This window comes from Pseudomonas sp. CROZ-RG-20F-R04-15 (genome assembly GCF_022662375.1).
In the GTDB taxonomy this organism is placed as follows: domain Bacteria; phylum Pseudomonadota; class Gammaproteobacteria; order Pseudomonadales; family Pseudomonadaceae; genus Aquipseudomonas.
On sequence record NZ_JAKNQL010000007.1, the window covers coordinates 184788 to 203697 of the forward strand.

19 protein-coding genes, 1 pseudogene and 1 riboswitch are annotated in these 18910 nt (G+C 56.9%); of the genes and pseudogenes, 5 read left to right on the forward strand and 15 right to left on the reverse strand.

All coding sequences use genetic code 11. The annotated features are described in order from the left end of the window. Nucleotides 1–135 precede the first annotated feature (135 nt). Nucleotides 136–858, reverse strand: a complete 723-nt coding sequence (locus L8H52_RS30525; RefSeq protein WP_242207402.1) for a LuxR family transcriptional regulator — start codon at nt 856–858, stop codon at nt 136–138. A 241-nt stretch (nt 859–1099) separates the two neighbouring features. Here L8H52_RS30525 and L8H52_RS13140 point away from each other — a divergent pair, with 241 nt between their 5' ends. Continuing rightward, nucleotides 1100–1984 (forward strand): ETX/MTX2 family pore-forming toxin, encoded by an 885-nt coding sequence (locus tag L8H52_RS13140; protein WP_242207403.1) that lies wholly within the window; start codon nt 1100–1102, stop codon nt 1982–1984. Nucleotides 1985–2171: 187 nt separating this feature from the next. Continuing rightward, nucleotides 2172–2768, forward strand: coding sequence for a DJ-1/PfpI family protein (locus L8H52_RS13145; protein ID WP_242207404.1), 597 nt, complete (start codon nt 2172–2174; stop codon nt 2766–2768). A 56-nt stretch (nt 2769–2824) separates the two neighbouring features. Here the strand turns inward: L8H52_RS13145 and L8H52_RS13150 are convergent, their stop codons facing one another. The 3 genes and pseudogenes from L8H52_RS13150 to L8H52_RS13160 all read right to left on the reverse strand — a co-directional run bounded on the left by L8H52_RS13150 (nt 2825) and on the right by L8H52_RS13160 (nt 4555). Beyond that, complete coding sequence (locus tag L8H52_RS13150) at nt 2825–2983, reverse strand: DUF2986 domain-containing protein (RefSeq protein WP_242207405.1); 159 nt, start codon at nt 2981–2983, stop codon at nt 2825–2827. Nucleotides 2984–3119: 136 nt separating this feature from the next. Beyond that, the gene (locus L8H52_RS13155) at nt 3120–4028 is read right to left on the reverse strand and encodes an alpha/beta hydrolase (RefSeq protein ID WP_242207406.1); all 909 of its coding nucleotides are present in this window, start codon (nt 4026–4028) and stop codon (nt 3120–3122) included. Nucleotides 4029–4093: 65 nt separating this feature from the next. Next, a pseudogene (locus tag L8H52_RS13160) lies at nt 4094–4555 on the reverse strand (methylmalonyl-CoA epimerase). Nucleotides 4556–4674: 119 nt separating this feature from the next. Here L8H52_RS13160 and L8H52_RS13165 point away from each other — a divergent pair. Next, a complete protein-coding gene (locus L8H52_RS13165; RefSeq protein ID WP_242207407.1) occupies nt 4675–5157 on the forward strand; it encodes an anti-virulence regulator CigR family protein in 483 nt (160 codons plus the stop codon). Nucleotides 5158–5191: 34 nt separating this feature from the next. Here the strand turns inward: L8H52_RS13165 and L8H52_RS13170 are convergent, their stop codons facing one another. The 3 genes from L8H52_RS13170 to L8H52_RS13180 are packed head-to-tail and all read right to left on the reverse strand — an operon-like array spanning nt 5192 to nt 7969. Then, the gene (locus L8H52_RS13170; protein ID WP_242207408.1) at nt 5192–6733 is read right to left on the reverse strand and encodes a class I SAM-dependent methyltransferase; all 1542 of its coding nucleotides are present in this window, start codon (nt 6731–6733) and stop codon (nt 5192–5194) included. A gap of 17 nt (nt 6734–6750) precedes the next feature. Further along, entirely contained in the window at nt 6751–7467 is a 717-nt protein-coding gene (locus tag L8H52_RS13175) for a phytanoyl-CoA dioxygenase family protein (protein WP_242207409.1), read from the reverse strand. A gap of 19 nt (nt 7468–7486) precedes the next feature. After that, on the reverse strand, nt 7487–7969 hold the full coding sequence (locus L8H52_RS13180; protein ID WP_242207410.1) for a GNAT family N-acetyltransferase: 483 nt from the start codon (nt 7967–7969) through the stop codon (nt 7487–7489). A 264-nt stretch (nt 7970–8233) separates the two neighbouring features. On the opposite strand from L8H52_RS13180, the gene panB reads away from it, so the two are divergent. After that, a complete protein-coding gene (gene panB / locus L8H52_RS13185) occupies nt 8234–9049 on the forward strand; it encodes a 3-methyl-2-oxobutanoate hydroxymethyltransferase (protein ID WP_242207411.1) in 816 nt (271 codons plus the stop codon). Here panB and L8H52_RS13190 read toward each other — a convergent pair. The 7 genes from L8H52_RS13190 to L8H52_RS13220 all read right to left on the reverse strand — a co-directional run bounded on the left by L8H52_RS13190 (nt 9037) and on the right by L8H52_RS13220 (nt 15880). Then, nucleotides 9037–10446, reverse strand: a complete 1410-nt coding sequence (locus L8H52_RS13190) for a PLP-dependent aminotransferase family protein (RefSeq protein WP_242207412.1) — start codon at nt 10444–10446, stop codon at nt 9037–9039. The genes panB and L8H52_RS13190 overlap by 13 nt on opposite strands. Before the next feature lie 18 nt (nt 10447–10464). After that, nucleotides 10465–11016, reverse strand: a complete 552-nt coding sequence (locus L8H52_RS13195; RefSeq protein WP_242207413.1) for an AAA family ATPase — start codon at nt 11014–11016, stop codon at nt 10465–10467. Between the two features lie 45 nt (nt 11017–11061). Continuing rightward, nucleotides 11062–12120 (reverse strand): FAD-dependent oxidoreductase, encoded by a 1059-nt coding sequence (locus L8H52_RS13200; protein ID WP_242207414.1) that lies wholly within the window; start codon nt 12118–12120, stop codon nt 11062–11064. Nucleotides 12121–12412: 292 nt separating this feature from the next. Next, nucleotides 12413–12616: a PLD nuclease N-terminal domain-containing protein gene (locus L8H52_RS13205; protein ID WP_007916127.1), complete on the reverse strand. Its 204-nt coding sequence runs from the start codon at nt 12614–12616 to the stop codon at nt 12413–12415. Between the two features lie 50 nt (nt 12617–12666). After that, nucleotides 12667–13587, reverse strand: a complete 921-nt coding sequence (locus L8H52_RS13210; protein WP_242207415.1) for an ABC transporter substrate-binding protein — start codon at nt 13585–13587, stop codon at nt 12667–12669. Then, nucleotides 13584–13943 carry a (2Fe-2S) ferredoxin domain-containing protein gene (locus L8H52_RS13215; protein WP_242207416.1) on the reverse strand — a complete coding sequence of 120 codons (360 nt, stop codon included), beginning with the start codon at nt 13941–13943 and terminating at the stop codon, nt 13584–13586. The genes L8H52_RS13210 and L8H52_RS13215 overlap by 4 nt, the downstream gene beginning before the upstream one ends. After that, nucleotides 13943–15880 carry a TonB-dependent receptor gene (locus L8H52_RS13220; RefSeq protein WP_242207417.1) on the reverse strand — a complete coding sequence of 646 codons (1938 nt, stop codon included), beginning with the start codon at nt 15878–15880 and terminating at the stop codon, nt 13943–13945. Before L8H52_RS13220 ends, L8H52_RS13215 begins: the two co-directional genes overlap by 1 nt. A 91-nt stretch (nt 15881–15971) precedes the next feature. Continuing rightward, a riboswitch (cobalamin riboswitch) is annotated at nt 15972–16178 on the reverse strand. A gap of 292 nt (nt 16179–16470) precedes the next feature. Between L8H52_RS13220 and L8H52_RS13225 the strand changes: the two genes are divergently transcribed. Beyond that, on the forward strand, nt 16471–16920 hold the full coding sequence (locus tag L8H52_RS13225) for a MerR family transcriptional regulator (RefSeq protein WP_242207418.1): 450 nt from the start codon (nt 16471–16473) through the stop codon (nt 16918–16920). 125 nt (nt 16921–17045) lie between these two features. Here the strand turns inward: L8H52_RS13225 and L8H52_RS13230 are convergent, their stop codons facing one another. Beyond that, complete coding sequence (locus L8H52_RS13230; protein ID WP_242207419.1) at nt 17046–18857, reverse strand: P-loop NTPase fold protein; 1812 nt, start codon at nt 18855–18857, stop codon at nt 17046–17048. Between the last annotated feature and the right edge of the window lie 53 nt (nt 18858–18910).

Sequence of the window (18910 nt, forward strand, 5' to 3'; positions counted from 1 at the left end):
TTCCTGGTCGATCCGGGGAGTGCGACCAGATTAGTGCGGCGAACAGCTAAGGAAAGATCCAATCCGAGGTAATTTCGTGGTGCCAACGGTTTGAGGTTTTCATCAGTCTGGTTTTTATCCGGAAAGAAAGTTGCCTTATATCATTCTAAGCAACGCAGCTTTGATAATGGCTTCTGAACGTGTTGAAGAGTTCATCTTTCGGGTGAACTGTTTGACATGAAAGTAGACGGTTGCGCGCGTGACATTGATGGTGTCGGCCACTTGCTTTGACGTCAGGCCATCAGCAAGCAGTCGCATGATGCGTACTTCACGCGTATTTAATTGACTACTTGCAGCGGATTGGCTGCATTTCGACAGATGACTTATTTTTTGGGCGAGCATTCGTGATTCCGAAAACAATGTTTCGTAGGTTTCATTGAAGTCAATGTTGGGTCGGTCTGTGTTCGCCCAAATCAGAGTCAGTGACGCCACGCTGCCGTTTCGCACCGGGTAAATTAAAGTCGAAGCATCTGCCACGCGGTTGGCTACGGACGTTTTTACCAATGTGACGATGCTTGGCAAGGACATGCGCAGCCCGTTGCTCCAGTGATGTATTTCTACATCACTGGCTAGATCCAGAACCGGATCCGTCATCCAGATTTTTTCCTGGTCGTAGATAACCCGACAGGAAAAGTCAAAGTTGTCAGTGAGATAGACTTTCGGAAGTGATACAGGTACTGCCGCCTTGTAGAAAATTGCGTAATGGCTGCAGTTTGTCTTTAGCTGGATCCTCCTTGTTAGTTCCTTTTGAAACGTGCCAGCGAACGAAACTCGTGCATAGTCGAATGCTTGTCGAAAATCAACGTTATGTTTAGCCACGACCATATCTATCCTTGATTCGGTATCAGGGGCGAACCGTCAGGCTAGCTAGAGGTTGCGGAGTTTTCAACCAGACAGGTGCAAGTCTATTCAGGGTAAGGTCGCGTAGCACATAAATACGTTGAAAAACTATGAACATTAGTAGTGATCGGGCTTTTTTTTCAACCACCCTGAGCGTGGCTGCCGTTGATGCGCAGCCGAATGGGTGAAGAATCTGCCTGAAATAATGGAGAAAACTATCATGAATGATATCGACACGATCACGAACGCTTGGGGGCGCTGGAAAACTGCTCAATATGGAACAACTTGCTGGTTTACTGAAAGCACACAGTATGCCCGTAACAAAGACACCAGGAACTACATGCAGTATCAAACCAATGTGACGCCACCGAAAGATCTGGTGTACTCGAGTTTTGTGCAAAAAGATGGTGGCAGTGCTCTATTAGGCAAATACGACACTATCAATGACGGCGGTCAGGTCATTGAACATGTGGTGAGCCTGCAACAAGGTTTGACCGACACGTTTACCTGGAGCGTCACGGAACAACTCAAAGTCGGCGTCACGGTTAAAGCCAATGCGGGCATTCCACTTGTGGGTGGCGCGGAAACAAGCAGTACCGTTGAAATGACCCTGTCTTCCACGCAGGGCGCCAGCGAGTCCAAAGCCTCCAACTATGGTGCGTCGACCAAAGTGCCAATTTCTCCCCACACCCACGGATGGGGTGAGGTTGACTTGAGTTTTACCGAGCTGAACACCCAGTGGGTCGGGAACGTCTGGCTGCAAGGGTGCGTTGCCATCTGGTTCAATAATAAAGTGGCAATCAACAATAACGGTGATTACCACTATTTGTGGTTCATCCCGGTTGAACAGGTTTTTTCCGAGTGTATTCAACACAACATCATCAGCACTTCCGGCTATATCGTACAGGGCGGCGGGGTGACTGCTCAGGCCAGTGGCACGTTCCACAGCAGTATGGGCCTGAGCTTGAAAACCATCGCCCATGAACAGCCGTATCCCGGAAAATCCGAAGCGGTCAAAACCTATTACGGGTATGTGAGTACTCGACCAGATGCAGAATTCAAAAGCATTTCAGCTATCAATGAATCGAGAGATAACGTGGATTAATGGTTGTTTCTGATTAATCAGCAGACCCGGCCAGCGCTTCTGAAAAAAGCAGGGCTGGCCAGGTTCCCAGTCTGTTTCCGGTGGGAAGCTGCCAAAGCGGAGTGCCTGTGTATCCATGACAATTTATTGATTGTCTCGACTCGCCAACTCTACGATGAGCCTTCGGTTATCTGGCTTGAGGCTCATCATGCAAATCGCCATTCTGACGTTTGAAGGTTTCAACGAACTTGATTCGCTCATTGCGTTTGGCATTCTCAACCGGGTTCGCCAGCCGGGTTGGCGCGTGTCTATCGCTAGCCCCTCGGCCACGGTGCAGTCAATGAACGGTCTGACGATCGAGGCGCAGGTATCGCTGGAAGAGGCATGCGATGCCGATGCTGTGCTGGTAGGCAGTGGAAAATTGACCCGGGATGTCGTCGCCAATGCCGAACTGATGTCGCGTCTGCGCCTTGATCCGGCACGCCAGCTCCTTGGCGCCCAGTGTTCCGGCGCGCTTATCCTGGCCAGGCTTGGCATGTTGAACAATGTTCCAGCGTGTACGGATCTGATCACCAAACCGTGGGTCGAGGCCGCGGGAGTGGCGGTGCTCGATCAGCCGTTTACAGCCAATGGTAACGTCGCTACCGCAGGCGGTTGCCTGGCCTCGCAGTATCTGGCTGCCTGGTTCATCGCGCGCCTTGTCGGTGTGGCGGCGGCAAGCGATGCGCTTCACTACGTCGCACCGGTGGGTGAGAAAGACCTCTATGTCCAGCGGGCGCTGACGAATATTTCGCCGTTCTTGTAAGGCGTACTGCCGCGAAAGGTCGAGCGTAAAATGTCGTCGACCACGTACGGTCGGGATCAGCGCTCGCTGGTATCAACCGATCCCGTAGCGACCTCGGCCTCCAGTTTCGCCCGATCGGCCTTGCTGATGTATTTAGGCTTTTTCGGCGCCAGTTTGGCGCTGGCCTTTTTGGCTTTTTCCTTGAACAACTGCTTCAGTTTTTTCTGGCGATTCATGTGTTCTGCTCTGCGTGTAAGGATAAATATCGGCAAGCGAAGGGCGTAAAACGAGTAGACGCTCCACGTTTGCCGCCTTCGCTGAAAAAGCGGGCGAATCCTGACGTAAGCCTCGGGCCAAGGCAATGCCAATTCCTCACATCGCGATAAAGTCGCGCACGGCCTTGATGGTCGGTGCCGGGGCTTCCTCCATCAACCAGTGCCCGGCTGCCGGAATCACTGCCTCGGTGACGTTGTCCGCAGCATTGCGCATGACGATCGCTTCGTTGTTGCCGAAGGACTTTTCACCACCGACGGCCAGCACCGGCATGCTCAAGTGTTTCTGCAGGACGGGAGCGTTATCGAGGGCGTCCTGACGAATGCTGCGGAACTGGGCGAATGCGGCGTGCATGGCGCCAGGGCGGGCGTAAAGCTTGGCGTAATGCTGGCGGGTGCCTTCATCGACTTTCGCCGGGGTGCCGGCGAATTCGTTCCAGAAGCGGTCGAGGTAGATGCGCTCACGCCCGGCGACCAAGCGTTCCATGTCCGCACCGCCAAAGTCGAAGTGCCAGAGCATCGGCGAACGAACGATGTCGTTCCACGGCGTGATGCCAGGCACGGGCGCATCCATCACCACCAGGCGCTCGGTCAGCTCTGGATAGCGCGCGGCATAGGCAAACGCGACCATGGTGCCGATGTCATGCCCGATGACCACCGAGTGCTCGATCTTCAACGCGCTCAACACCTGGCGAATGTCGCCGGCCTGGGTCTTCTTGTCGTAGCCGCCCTGTGGGATCGATGACAAACCCATGCCGCGCAGATCCGGCACCACCACGGTGTGATCGCGGGCCAGATCCACCGCCAGCGGCGCCCACATATCGCCGGTATCACCGAAGCCATGCAACAACACCACGGCCGGGCCTTTGCCACCGACACGCACGTGCATCGTTGCGCCTTCTACATTGATATCTTGAGTATGGAAGGTGGCGGGGAAGGGTGTGACGTCGGCGTGGACCTGGAAACTCAGGGCGAGCAGGGCGAAGCCAGTCAGCAGCGGTCGGGTCATGACGAAGTCTCCAGGCGTAGGGGGATGGAGAGAGCGTAGACGTATCGATCAGGGCCGGCGGAGTTTCATCTGGAAGCAAACGCTTCTTCGATAAACGCCCCCAGCGCTTTCTCTTCAAGAATCTCGAGAGAGAAGTGGCCGAAGCGCTTGGGCAACCAGATGATGCGTTTTCCGTTTGGTGATTGCAGGTCCTCAAGGCTCAGCGGATGACCGTTTTCATCTTCCGGTTGAACCCCGCTGGCGACCAGTTCGGCGTAGGCCAGTTCGATATCAGGCGTCGTGTAGCAATGACGGTAAATCATGCCTTCACCGACCGTATCCAGCAGCTCCTTGAGGTTTCCCGCCAATGGCTGGACCAGCATGAAGCGTTCCTCGCCGATCAGCGCAATCGCGAAACGCACGTGCAGGCCACCGCGTTGCCAGATCTGCGTGGTGGAGATCCGCGCCTTGAGTATCTTTGCTTAGTAGGCGCAGGCTTCTTCAAGGTCTTTGACCAGAACGTCGATGTGGCTGAACTTCAAATCCATGAAAGGTCTCCTGTCAGGCAATGCCGAGGTCACCGTGTGCTCCGATGGAATCGAAGGTCGGCCAGCCGGAATAAACCAAGCTGATGTGTAACGTCAAGATGACACAGGAGCATCCCCGCATGAAGGCGCGCCGCACGATCAGGTCTTGTACGCTGGTTGTAACGGTTTCTTCCCTCGTGCTGGTTTTCAGCAGCGCGATGGCATTCGCTGACCCCGGTAATGGAAAGGGGCAGGGTAACGGCAAGGGTAATTCGCAGAACGTGCCGGGGCACGGTAACCAGAAAGGTAATGGCAACAAGGGCAACAACTCGGGGGGTGACTGGAGTCATGGCCCAAGCATCGATCGCGGCAATGTGCTCGGGATTGTCGGCGGCTATCGCGACTACTGGAACCCGGGCCCGTCGCTACCACCGGGCATTCAAAAGAACCTAGCACGCGGCAAGCCACTGCCGCCCGGTATCGCGAAAAAGCTCGATGGACGCCTGGTCGGTCATCTGCCGCATTACGATGGCTACGAATGGCAGCAGGCGGGCACGGATCTGATCCTGGTCGCGCTGGCCACCGGCCTGATTTACGAGGTGCTCAACGGGGCATTTGATTAAGATTTCCTGCCCCACTGCGCACCACTCACCCCAATCAAACGATTTTCAAAGCACTCAGCACGATCAGTGATTGCTCGGCAAACGCCTGGGCCTGTTCAGTCAGTGCGGCGATGTTGGCTTCGGCGGTGGTCAGCGTTTTGCCGTCCTTGACCAGTACTTCGTTTTGTTCGGCAATGACGCTCCACGCCAGTTGCGCCCACTCCGCCGGGTGCTGTTTGCCCTGGCGGATTGCAATCAGGAACAGTTGCTGGAAGCGGCTGACCGTGACGCCACCCCCGGTGACCGGGCTGCTCAGCACCTGAATGTCGGCGTTGAACAGCGCGCGCTTGCACAGTTGCAGGTTGAACGCGGCGCAGCGTTCGTACACCCGCGCCTCGGCGGCTTCGCTCTGGCACGGGGCTACCGCGCCCATGCTGACCAGGATGGCGATGGCCTGTTCGAGATCGTCATAGGCCATTGGCGACACTGCATCGAGCAACTGCTGCATCGTTTTGGCTTCGTACGTCTGGCCGGCGAGTGCATCGAGGACCGGGCCGTAAATTTCCGGTTGCAGTGATGCTTCGCCTGCCGGGCCGGTGACGCTGGACGCTACGTTTTCTGCCGGTTGCATCAGCACAAATCGCGTATTGAGCATGCGCGACCGGCGCTCGGCGGCGCAGAGTCGGTTGGCACCGCGCACGTACAGGTCGCGACGGAAAGCCTGGTTGACGAAGTAGTCACGCGCCTGCTCGCGCATCACCGGGTGTTCGATACCGTCGAGAAAAGCCAGACCTTCGGCGCTCAGGTTGAGTACGTCGACCGAATCCAGCGGCACCGCTGTCGTGACGTAATCGAGCTTGGCCGGGGCCAGCGCATCCACCATGTCGGCGAAATACATGCAATTCCAGTCGCGATTGAAATATTCGTGGGCGACGTATTGGCGGTCCTGACCTTTGATGGTTTGCAGCCTGGCCCCCAAGTGCGGCGCCGCAATGGCGTACTTGGGACTGGCCGCAAGCAACGCTTCGGAAAACTGCAACGCGGCATCGATGCGCTGATCCGAACGTGTCGAGTGACTGGCAAAGCGGTCGTGCAGGCTGAACAATTGGCGCAATGGCGCCGAAGGCGACCAGCCCGGGAAGGCGTTGTAACTGACATAGAGATGACCACCCGGTTTGAGGTGGCGGCGGGCGAATTCGACGATCAGTTTCTGGTTGTCTCGGCTGACCCAGGTCCAGATGCCGTGCAGGCTGATGCTGTCGAACTGCGGCAGATCATGGCGCGCCAGCAGTTGCTCGAAGCTGTCGTCATACAGCTGCGCACCGTTGTTGCCAAGCGCTGCCAGTTCAATGGCATGGGCTGCCTGACCGGGGTGGAAGTCCGTACCGACGAAGCCGGCAGGGTTGGCCGTGGCGTGAATATTGATTGACACGCCCTGACCAAAACCGAGTTCGCAGTGGTAACCGTCGGGGTTGTCCAGACCGGCAAAGCCGCGCAACAACAGGCAATAGCGCTGGAATACCGGATTGATTTCCCGGCTATAGCTGTAGGTGTAGCCTTCGTCGGTGAAATAACCTTCGTTCCAGGCGTTGCTCATGGGTGCAGCCTCTTGAATCAAAAATGAGGGATTGGACTTGCGTCGTTCAATCTTGCGTTGTCCACCGGGAGGTTGTCGGCAGGATCAAACCATTCGATAGGGTCCATGCGGATATTTCGCAGAGCCACGGTTTGAAGGTGTGACGCGTACAGCGGCTCGGCCCAGTAGTTGATCAGAATCGAACGCCGGCGGCCACCCAGCAGGTTTCGGCTGCCGGCATGCAGCAGGTCGACATCGAACACCAGAATGTCGCCCGCACAGCCCGCGAGCTGAACTGCTCGCGTCTCATCATTGACGTCTACGGGCGGCGCTCCGGACGCGGGGCGATGGCTGCCGGGGACGAGGCGGGTCGCGCCGTTGTCGGCGCCATAGTCATCGAATAAAGCCAGTGCCACCACACAGTCGCCGGGTCGTTGCGCGGACAAGTCGCGATGCAATTGCTGATGGCCGCCTCCCGCAAGCGGTTCGCGACCTTCAACCTGGGACAGAAAGAAGCGCTCCGCGATCAGCTCACCGACCACGGCCAACAGCGTGGGCAAGCGGCACACCGCGCGCACGGTCGCATGCTCATCCAGCAGCGAATGGCGCCAGTCCTGACCCCGTGGCACGGGCCATCGATCGGATGGCAGCACACCCGCATCGAACGCCTGGCGCAGGTCGTCCAGCCACTCGGCGGGTATGGCGCGACGGAGCAGGGCGAAACCCTGCTGATGGAGCTGTTCACGGTTATTCATGATCGGATGTGTTCGCTCCTCACAATCGAACGCCCATCTCCAGGGCACGGGTCTCGAAGCCGAACTCGGCATACATGCGCACCGCGCGCTCGTTGAAAGGCCAGACCGTCAGGCGCAGGTCCTGCGCATTCTGCTCGATGGCCCAGTCTTTTACCCGTTGAATCAGCGCGCGACCAATGCCTTTGCCCCAAAACGGCTCGGCCACACAGACTGAGCCGATGCGAACAACATTCTGCGGCTGCATCAACGGCCCGGAACTGGCGGACAGGTTGGCGGTAATGAACGCGGCGGGCTGATCCCCAACACTGGCGATGAAGGCAATCTGGCCGGGCTTTTCGAACACGCCGGCCCAGTGCGGCAAGTCGCGGGCAAAATCTTCGGTGGCGGCGGCATAGATATCGGGGCGGGCGGCGTGGTGTACCGAATTGAGCAATTGGCCCAGTTCGCTCATTGCCAGCGCATCGTCGACAGTGGCGGTGCGGTAGGTGATGACTTCTTCCATGACAAATATTGCTCCTTGGGTGTGTGCATAAGCTTCGCATCCTGCGGTAAACGGCGAAATAAAGCATCCCGCATCCCGCGGGCATTTCTACGAAGCAGGAAGCACCTGGGTCGCTTTTTCAGGCCAATCTGTGCATTGAATGTTGCTGCGTTAAACGAATAATCGAGCGCTCGAATCCTTTGGAGTTGGGCACTGTATGGAAGTCTTACGCATTCATTTTGATGATGTTCTTGCAATGCCGGCGATCGACGCGGGGAGCCGCCCATGAGCCTGCATACCCGCACCAAACGCCTGACCGTGCCGCAGTTGGTCGCCATGAAAGGCCAACAGAAAATCGTCTCGCTCACGGCGTATTCCAGCAGTATCGCCAAACTGATCGACCCCATCGTCGACTTCATTCTGGTCGGTGATTCAACGGCCATGGTCGGTTATGGCCGCCCCTCGACGCTGAGCATGCAGCTCGAAGAAATCATCGGCCATACGCGGGCGGTGGTCGATAGCACGCGCCTGGCCTGTGTGGTGGCCGACATGCCGTTCGGCAGTTATCAGGAATCCAATGAACAGGCCTTTCGTAATTGCGCTCAGGTATTGGCGCGGACCGGTTGCGATGCGGTGAAGCTGGAGGCCAACAAGACCTTGGCATCGACGGTCGAGTTTCTCGTGGCGCGGGGTATTCCGGTCATGGCCCATGTCGGGTTGATGCCGCAGTTCGTTAATGTCATGGGCGGTTTCAAGGCTCAGGGTCTGACGGCTGAAACCGGTGCGGTGATTGCCGAAGATGCCCGGGCCAATCTCGATGCGGGCGCCTTCAGCCTGTTGCTGGAAGGGGTGGCCGAAGGCGTGGCACGGCAGATCACGCTGGACTCGAAAATGCCCACCATCGGCATCGGCGCTTCACCGGCCTGCGACGGGCAGGTGCTGGTCACCGAAGATGTGCTTGGCTTGGGCGGTGAGCATCTGCCGCGTTTCGTCAAACACTACGCCGATGTTGGCGCGGTGATCAGCGAGGCGTGTGCGCAGTTTGCCGAGGATGTGCGCCATGGGCGGTTTCCTGAAACGCGGCATTGCTATGGACTGTAGACGCGGGTTTCTTCGGTGATCGCCTGCGCCAGTCGTTGCACTGCGTGGCCGATGTTCTTGTCCCAATCGAGGCTATAGCTCAGGCGCAGGTGTTGTTTCCAGGCGCCTTGCTGGCTGAAGATTTCGCCGGGGGCGATGACAATCCGCTCGGCCAGCAGGCGCTCGAACACCCGTTGCATGTCGATCGGACGCACAGCCTTGAGCCAGAAGCTCGCACCGCCCTGTGGGGCGACTACCTGCCACTGACCGTTACCGTGTTCTTCCAGCAAGGTCTGTAGCTGTTGCATGCGCTTGCGCAACAGTGCTCGCAGGGTGGTCAGGTGCTGGTCGATGCGCCTGGAGCTGTAGAGTCTGGCAATCGCTTTCTGCCGCATCGGCGAGAGGCGAAATCCGCGCTGCATAAACAGTCGATGAAATTGCGCGGCCTGCTGGCGACACAGCACGTAGCCGTACGGCGCTTCGCCGCCAATAATCTTGTCGAATGTCGAGAACACCAGCAGCTTGTCCGGATCGGCAAAGTCGCGATAACGCGCGGCTGACTTGGAGAAACTCAACTCGCCCCACGTGTCGTTTTCGAACAGCCAGATTTCCCGCTCGGCCAGCCAGCAACAGATCTGCTGTTTATCCTGCGCCGGCATCAACTGGCCTTGGGGAATATTCACCGTGGAGGAGAGCACCGCCAGCCGTATCGGTTCGCGCTTGAGCAGTTCGTTCAGCGTGGGCAGATCGAAGCGGCCGTCTTCACCGAGGGGCACTTCGATGACACGAATGTTGGCGGCCTGCAATTGGCGCAGAATCGCCCACGAGCAGGGCGACTCTACCAACGCCACGCTGCCGCCTAGATTCAAGGCACTGAGTGATAATTCCAGCACGCTACGGAGGTCCGCGCCGATGTACACCTGCTCGGCCTGCCAATGGCTGTGTGCGGAACGGGTGTAGTGTTCGGCCAGCACTGCGCGCAGTTCCGGCTCGCCGAATGGCTGATAGAGCGGTGCATTCGAGGGCGGGTATTGGCGAGTCAGCTCACGCTCCATCATCAACAACGGCCCCTGCAGCGACAGCAGCATTGCCGGGGCATCGCTGCTCAGCGCCAGAATGCCGGGCTGACGGGCGCTGGCGAAGACGTGGTCCAGCAGATTGCCGGAGTTGGCCGTCACAGGCGCCGCCGGTAGTGGTCGGGTGAAATAGCCGAATCTGGCTTTGGCGTAAATTCGGCCCTCGTCTTCGAGCAGTGCATAGGCGTATTTGGTCGTCGACACCGAAACGCCGAGTCGCAGGGCCAGTTGTCGCAGGGACGGCAGTTTCTGCTCAGTCGTGCCACTGGCCGCCTCGATCAGGCCTAGGAGGTAGTGGTAGACCGTCTGATAGGCGAATGAAGCGTCCTTGCGTACCGTCAATGCTGCTCTCCTTGAATGTCAGCGCGTCAGCGTCGGGTGCATTGAGGTATTGGCGACATCGGGCAGTTCAGCCAGAAATTCCGAAATCTGCTGCCTACTGCGCAAGTGAATGACTGGAATCTGCAGCCCGACGGTAACACGCATCGCCTCGATGCCGGGGCGATTGACCCGGTCAAAATTCCACACGTACTTCAGGAACTGCAAAAACGCGCGGTCCAGCCGCTCGGTGCAGCCAACCGGCAGATCAGCGCGTGGGCGATTCAGTGCGCTGCGCAGCATGACCCGTTTCATGCAGGTCAGCCGCGGCGTATCCAGCCAGATAACCAGGTCGGCGCGGGGCAATCGCAGATCGAAGGTTCGGCGCGAATAATTGCCTTCACAGATCCAGGTATCGCCCGCCACGGCTTGGCGAACCCGTTCGCGGAACGCTTCATTGTCCGGCTCAACCCAGCCCGCCTCCCAGAACAGCGGGTCGAGGTGAACCACTGGCAAGTTCAGACGCCGGCCGATTTCGCGGGCGAGGGTGGATTTTCCGCTGCCCGAGTTGCCCAGAATGACGATGCGTTGCATGTGCAAATCCCTTGCTGCAAAAAGTCGGCAAGTCTAAATCAAGCGTCACCGCAATTCTGAAAAAAAACGCTCTGGGCGGCACGATTCAAGGGCCGCAGAGGACTGGTGATCCAGCAGCTCTTCACTGGCGAGGCGCCCAACGATTGCCGCCAGCGTTACACCGGGATGCATCGCGCAAACGTAAACTCCACCGACCCCAGGCAAGTAACCGACAACGGGGAGGCCATCAGCGGGCATGGGCCGAAGCCCGACGGCGACGGTTTGCGGCGCAATGGAAACTACCCCGTGAAGTTCTTTGCGTATGGTTTCGGCGGTTTGCCGGGCGATGTCTCTCGGTGAGTTGCCTGGCGTCTCTCCCCAATAATCTTCAGCGGCCAACAACGTGCCGTCGGCACTTTGCCGAATCTCCATGCCGGGGCTGGAGATGATGCCTTTGACCAGGCCCTGCTGGGTCTTGTAGCGGATGAAAATGGCGGGCGAGGCTTCGATGGGCAGGGAGGCGTTGAGCATCCGTGTTAACTGCCGGGTGCCAGTCCCTGCGGCAAGCACAACAAGGTCAGCATCAAAGGTGCCCGCTGTGGTTTCAACGCCGGTGACATCTGCGTTGCAGGTTTTGATAGCGGTCACTCGGGTTTGCGTGAGCAATTGCGCCCCCAGCGCCCGGGCTCCTGCAATCAATGCATGAGTGGCCTGCACGGCGTCGAGCGCACCTTCGTCAGCGCGAAATAACGCGCACGGTGGGAGATTTTTCAGATTGGGTTCGCGGGCAAGCACCTCGGCAGACGATAACAATGTCGCCGACGCCGGATACTCTGCTGATTCGCTGTACGACAGTGCTCCGGTCCAGCGAATCTGCAAATCCGGCAGCTCGGTTTCGAGTCGTCGGTATGCTTCTATGGCCATACCGCGCAACTGCGCAATCGGATCAGCGCCGGTGTGCGTGGTATTGATCCAGGCGAAAGAGCGTCCCGTCACGCCGCTGGCAATCTCGCCGTCCTCGATCAACGTGACCTGCGCACCTTTGCCGGACAGGTGATACGCAAGAGAGGCACCGACGATGCCTGCACCCACCACCACAATTCGCCCACGTGTTTTCTGTTTCATTTCAACATTCCCTGTTGTCGACGGCTGATCCTGCAGCAGGGAGACGCGGCGAGCAACCAGAAAAAAGCCCGGCCGAAGCCGGGCTCGTACGCTGAAACCGGGCTAAGCGGCCATATTTCTCGCGGCCATTTGCCGTGCCAGTCCGTGGCGGATGCTCAATCGCTCTGGATCAAGGGCTCGCGACGTCACAGGTAAAAAGCCTTCGTGCAGCCTGCATGAAGAGGGCGTTGCTGGCATAGCAGATCACAGCTTCGTCAGTCGGCAAACCCCGCACCACGGCGAAAGCATCAGGTTACGACGCCGAATGCTGACTGACATGCTTGGGCCCCGCCAACGCCCAGGCAATCAAGCCGAACAATGGCACAAACACGATCAGCACAATCCACACGCCCTTATTGCTCGCTTTCCCCTCGCTCTTGCGCACCCGATTGATGGCCCAGAGTTCGATTAGCAGAAGAACTGCCGCCAGTACGATCCACACGGTTTCGATTTGCATTGGCTACCTCCTGATGGTCTGTTCGTTAGGTGGCGTGGGGTGCGGCGGGTTCATTTATTTTTCTTCAAGGCGTTGAGCTGGCGGGCCAGTTCCAAAGCGACGCGGCCGCTGTTGAAGGTCGGCAGCAGATGGGTGAAAGGGATCTCGATGATGCGGTTCTCGCGTACCGCGCGCAGTTGTGACAACACCGGATCGTGGGTTAGCAGGTAGCGTTTGCGGCGCGCGGGAGACCATTCGGCGTCGGCCAGCAGAATCACGTCCGGGTCGCTGGCCAGCAGGGTTTCGCGGTTGACGGTGACTCGATACAGATTGATCTCGGCGTACACATTGCGTGCCCCGGCGGCGGCCAGCAGCGGGGTGACAAAACCACGTCGGCCTTCGGTGTCTAGGCCTTTGACTTCGCTGTCGAGATAGAACACTGACAGCGGTTTACCTGGAACGGCCAAGGCTCGGGCGCTGGCGAGATCGGCGTCCATTGCCTCGCTCAATTGCCGCGCTTGCGGCTGCTTGTGCAACAGCTTGCCCAGCGTCAGCAAGTCATTGCGTACATGCGCGAAATAATCCAGCGAATGCCCGTTGCAGGCCGACTCCAACAGATACGAACCCACGCCATTACGCGCCAGCCCTGAGCGTGAAGTCACGCCGTCACCGAATGCCGTGGCAAACCCGCCGATCACCAGATCCGGTTTCTGTGCGTAAAGCACTTCGCTGGCCGGGTACTGCCGCGCGATCACCGGCACGCCGAAATACTCGGAAGGCCGCTGACCGGCATCGGTGTCATCCAGATAGGCCACGCCGACCAGCGCTGGCCCCGCACCCAGTGCCAGCACGAGATCCGCCGCATGCTGATTGAGCGCGACGATGCGCGAAGGCGCAGCGGCGCGCCAGTCCTCGCCGCAATTACGGAAATGGTCGGCGAACGCGGGCGCCGCGCAGAGCAGGGCGCTTAACAACAGCCACAACCGGCTCATGTCCGCACCTTGATCAGCAGATCCGCGACAATTTCACCGCCCGCCAGATGCCCTTCGACCAGCCGCTGCACATCTTCATTGCTGCGCACGCCATACCAGCAGCGCTCCGGATACACCGTAACAATCGGCCCCAGATTGCACGGAAACTGGCAGTGCGTGCGGGTCAGCAACGCGCCGCCCGGGGTTTCGATGCGATCGTGCTCCAGCAGGTGCCGGCGCAAGGTTTTCCATAGCTGTTGGGCGCCGCGCTGGGTGCAGCGCGGGCCGGTGCAGAGAAACACATGGCGCGAATGCTCAGGCACGTGCGACCAGTCCGGGTGCGTGTCGACGCCGTCGACGGTTTTGATGTCACTCATCAGAAGCGGTACGTGTAGCGCACTTCGGAAGTGAACGGTCGGCCAAGGTTGTCGACGTTGCTCGAACGGCTGGTGACGTAATCGCGGTCGAACAGGTTTTCCACCAGCAGGCTCACGCGGTGTTGATGGGCATTGTCGAGGTAGCGATAAGCATCGGCGTCGACCACCGAATAATTGCCGTACTCGACCTGCTTCGAACTTTTGATGTCGCGAATGTAGCGGATCGCAGCGCCGGCACCCCACAGACGATTTTCCGATTCATAACCGACCCGTGAACGGGCGAAGAAGCTCGGAATATCATTGATGCTCACACCGGTGCGCGACTCGGTGAGGTTGCGCGTCATGTCCGCTTGCAGGCTCCACTGATCGTTGAGCGCCAGTTTCGCGTCAGCCTCGAAACCGCGCATACGCACTTGGCCTTCACCGTTGACCCACTGAATGTCATCGAGGGTGATCAGGTCGTCGATCTTGCGTTTGAACAGGGTCACGCTGGCGCTGAATTCACGATCGAGCAAGAAGCCTTTGTAGTCGACACCCAGTTCCGCGTTGCGGCTTTTTTCCGGTTTGAGATTACGGTTGCCGATCTCATCGCCCGGTTCGTTGACGAACAGCTGCTCGGCGTTCGGCAGTTTGTAGGCGCTGCCGTATTGACCGCGCACCGACCAGTTGTCGTTGAGGTCATACAGCGAAGTGAGCATGCCGACCGTGGCGCTGTCGCCACCGCTCATGGCCTCGTGGCGCACGCCGATACTCGGGTGCCAGTCGGGCAGGGCGTCGATCTGCGGGCGCAGTTGAGTGTAGAACGCGTGGGCCTCGGCCTTATCGTTGTCGATGATCAGCACATCGTCCTGGCCCTTGAACCACTGGTTGTCGCTGCCGAACACCAGCACATGGCCGCCGGGCAATTCAGCCTTGCCTTCGGCCTGCACGCCCCAGTCGGTGAAGCCCCAATAGTCGTTGTGGTTGATGACGTTGGTGCCACCGCCGACGACGTTGTTGACCCGCGTGTAGCGGGTGTCCCAGTCGTTGATATGGCCTTTGACGAAATAGCTCAGACGCTCGTTGACGGTCTGCTCGAAGGTCGCCGTGGCGATCTGCTGCACGCGATCGTTGGTGGTCTTGTGGTTGTCGACCGGGCGGGCGAAGTCGAGATTGGCGTCGGCGTATTGGTAGAACAGCTCCAGCCGCGAATCATCGCCGAATGACTGAATCGCCTTGCCGCCGAAGGTGGTGACTTCGTAGGCGCGGTTTTTCCCTGAATCGTTTTTCATGTCGCGGTTGCGATACGGCTGATAGCCGTCGGAGACGTTGTGGCTGACATACGCCAACAATCCGAGATCGCCGAATCCATTAGTGAAGATATTTTCGACCCGCGCATCTTCGGTGGTGCCGCCGAAGCTGTCGACGCCCAGGTTGACCTCGCCAGAGGCTTTGCGCGATTGCGGGCTGCGGGTGACGAGGTTGATCACGCCGGAAACGGCCTGAGTGCCGAACAACAGACTCTGGCCACCCTTGAGTACTTCGATGCGCTCGATGGCGTTGGCCGGCAGAGTGTCCAGATAGAGGCCGCCGTACAGGCGATTGTTCAGGCGCACGCCGTCGAGCAGGATCAGCGTGTCGTCGTTGCGCCCGCCCAGCAGCGAATAGGTGCCGTAGTCGAACGGGCCGTTTTTCGGTGCTACGTACAGGCCGGGGATGAACATCTGCATCACGCGGCTGACATCGGCGCTGGGGCCGGCGCGCTCGATCTGCTCGCGGGTAACAATCTCGACTTTGCTGCCGAACTTTGCCATGTCAGCGACAGTGGTGGACTCCACCGACGGTGCAGAAACGATTTGCTGGTTGAGTTCCAGTGGCGCGTCATCCGCCAGCAGCAGCGGGCTGAACAGACAGCCGAACAGAAAGGTTGGAGCCGAAGTGTAGAAAGGTCGAATCATTGTCTTCTCGAAAAGGATCTTCGCAGAAGAGCATGCAGGAGAAGGCATCGCGCACAGCCAATACCGGCCCATGCCCGCCCACCGCAGGATTTTGCCAAACGAAATTTCAGGCCGGTCTCCGGGCTTGCGCGTATCGAGGCTTTCACCTTCCCATGGCCGTGCGGCCACAGTGGTGTATCGAAAGCATCACGCGCATACCGTTGCGGGGGCAGCACCGGACTTGTTCGAAAAGAACGTACCGGTTTCCCGTTTCACCCCATGCACGGCGGCATGGGACACCTGAAACTGGGCGGCATCTGAACACTCGACAGACCGTTCGTCAACTTGCCGATTATCGGCTGGGGGGCGACGGCGATAGCCATGAGGATGTCTGCATACACCGCAATACCCTGTAGGCCTTCGCCTGCTCGCGATAGCGGAGTGTCTGTACCGAATAGGTTGACTGACACTGCGCAATCGCGAGCAGGCTCACTCCTACAGGGGAGTTGTGGTGAGCACAAGATTGGTGTGCAACCTGTCTGCCAGCATTGGCCGTCGAATCCTTGAAGGTTTAAAGTTGACTTCAAAGTCATTTGCAGCTCAGGTCAATCATGAAAATCGGCGAACTGGCAAAAATCAGCGGTCTGGCGCCTTCGCGCATCCGCTTCTATGAGGCGAGTGGGCTGATCAAGTCGGTCGGGCGCAAGGCCAACGGCTATCGCGATTACGCCCCGGAAACCGAGTGGATCCTGCAGATCATCACCGGCGCGCAGTCAGCGGGGTTTTCCCTCGAGGAAATCCGCCAGTTACTGCCGGTGAACGCGCAGGAATGGCAGCACGAAGAAATGCTGGTCGGGCTCAAACGCAAGGTCGAAGAAATCGAAATCCTCCAGCAACGCCTGGCGCATAACAAGGCGCAGTTGCTGCGGGTCATTCACGGCATCGAGAGCAAACCCGCCGACGTCGGCTGTGCCGACAACGCGCAGTTGTTGATCAGCCAGATGCGTGAGGAGAAGGTGCCGGTAATTTCCGGCCTGCGTGTCATGGCCTCCGGGAAGTAAAAGCGTATTGAAAGGCCGCCGTTTGACGGTGTTGGCCGATAGATTTAGAGACTCTAATTTGAGTTCACTGAGAGTCAACGCTTGGCATCACTGTCATGAGAGGATGCCAAGCGGGTATGAGATAGTTACTGGTAAGAGTGAACTACGGGTGCCAACATGCTCTGGAAATTGGCAATCGTCGGGTCAATGAGTTTTTTCAGGTTATATTTTTTCAAGGGCCCCACGTTGTCAAAACGCGCTTCGATTGCGATTCTTACGTTTTCCCAAAAGTCCAGTTCGAGTGTGAGTTCGTTGCTGCCATGATTGGATCTTAAACGGTCCGTAAGATAACGCTCTGAGGCAATCTCAATGAAGTCAGCAATCGCTGTATTAGGAGCCTCGACAAGCGCAGTAACGAACAGATCCACATCAACATCCGTGAAGAACACAGTATGGCGGTGCTCGGTGATCAGTAATTTAACGAGTGTCGTCCGGTTGCCTTGTTTAATGGCCGTATAGAAGCTAGAAAGTTTGTCTGAAACGTGAGTTTTGGATTTTTCAATCTGGGCTTTTTTGAAAGCGTCCGCGTGCGCACTTATAAAAAACTCGAACGAGTGTGCCAGTTTTTCGTTGCTCTTCAGGTTGGCCACTTCCCACTGAATAAAGTCATTAAGATTGCAATTTTTCCAACTGTCGGAGCCTTGATGTTTTCTCGGGTAAGCACTTATACAGTTAGCCAAGTCAGTGGCTTCCATATGACTCAAGTCATGTTCAATTAACTTTGCCATCAACTCCGCCTTTCTAAGGAACTTTAGCGGGTGTTCATCTTCAAGGCTTAAAATTTCACTTTCCAGCGTATTGTTGAGGACGAGGAACTCATCATCTTCCAGAGAATGAAAGTAGTTGATTTTTTCCAGCGTGTCCTGCTCGGGTGTCTCCTGTTTTGCAAAAAATGGCAATGACTCTGAGAGTAAGTTGATTTTTGAGTGGTCGCCGTTAAACAGAACATCGAACCAAAAGTTATCTCTCAAGATTGGTAGTTCCGAAGGGAAGTATTTTTTTGTGAAAACCGTGCCTGATTGGAAAATATTATTGGATAACAGGTCTTCCTTACGAATCTTGGCAGACCTGACTTCCATGCTGAGTGCAAAAAAGGTTTTGGCTAGCAAGTTTGCGTATTTTTCATGGTCTTGAAATTTACGTTCAAGGGTATCCCACATTTGGGAGAAATCGTCGATTGCCTGTTTTAGCGATCGGAGGTTGCGACAGTCCGACGCGGCATAGGCTTCTACAATTATTTTTTTGAATTGCTGGATATTGTCTGCGTCGTCATGGAGGAATCGCTCAATGACGTCTTCAGCACTGTGATTGACCAGAAAAGTCTTGCTGATAACTTTTTCTTTGAATTTTGTATAGCTCTCTTCCTGCCCTCTTTCGAGTTCCGCTTCGTTGGCAATCAATATGGTTTTTATCTGGCAGGTTTCCACGATGTGGTTGATGTAACCTAGTAAATCCTGGAGTGGGATTCTAGAGCGTTCAACATCGTCAAGAATCAGCGCGTAGTCAGATTTTCCATCGATGAGCAGGTTGTATAAGTTGATATCTCCTGCATTAGCGCTCATGGAGATTTCAGTTTTCATGTCTCCGGGCGATTCCAGCTTTATTGCGGTCGCCAGTTTTTTGACCGAGCTCCCCAAGAGCTTCATTGCTTTGGAGTTCATGACAGGATAAAAGAAACCTAGTATGCGGTCTTCCACTTCGGATATTTTATGGAGTCCAAACAGGCTGACTTTAACCAGTTTAAGGTTTTTAATTTTGTTGTTTGTGATAAAGAAATTGATGAAGTGAGTTTTACCACAACCCCAATTTCCGGTGAGTAAAATGGCTTGGCTCGAGTGTTTGCTATTTAGGTAGTGAAGTAAATTCGTTTCGATATTTTCGTTGACTGATTCGGTCATGTGTCATTTCCCTATGAATTTCGAACGATATTAAAAATGCAGTAGAAATTTTC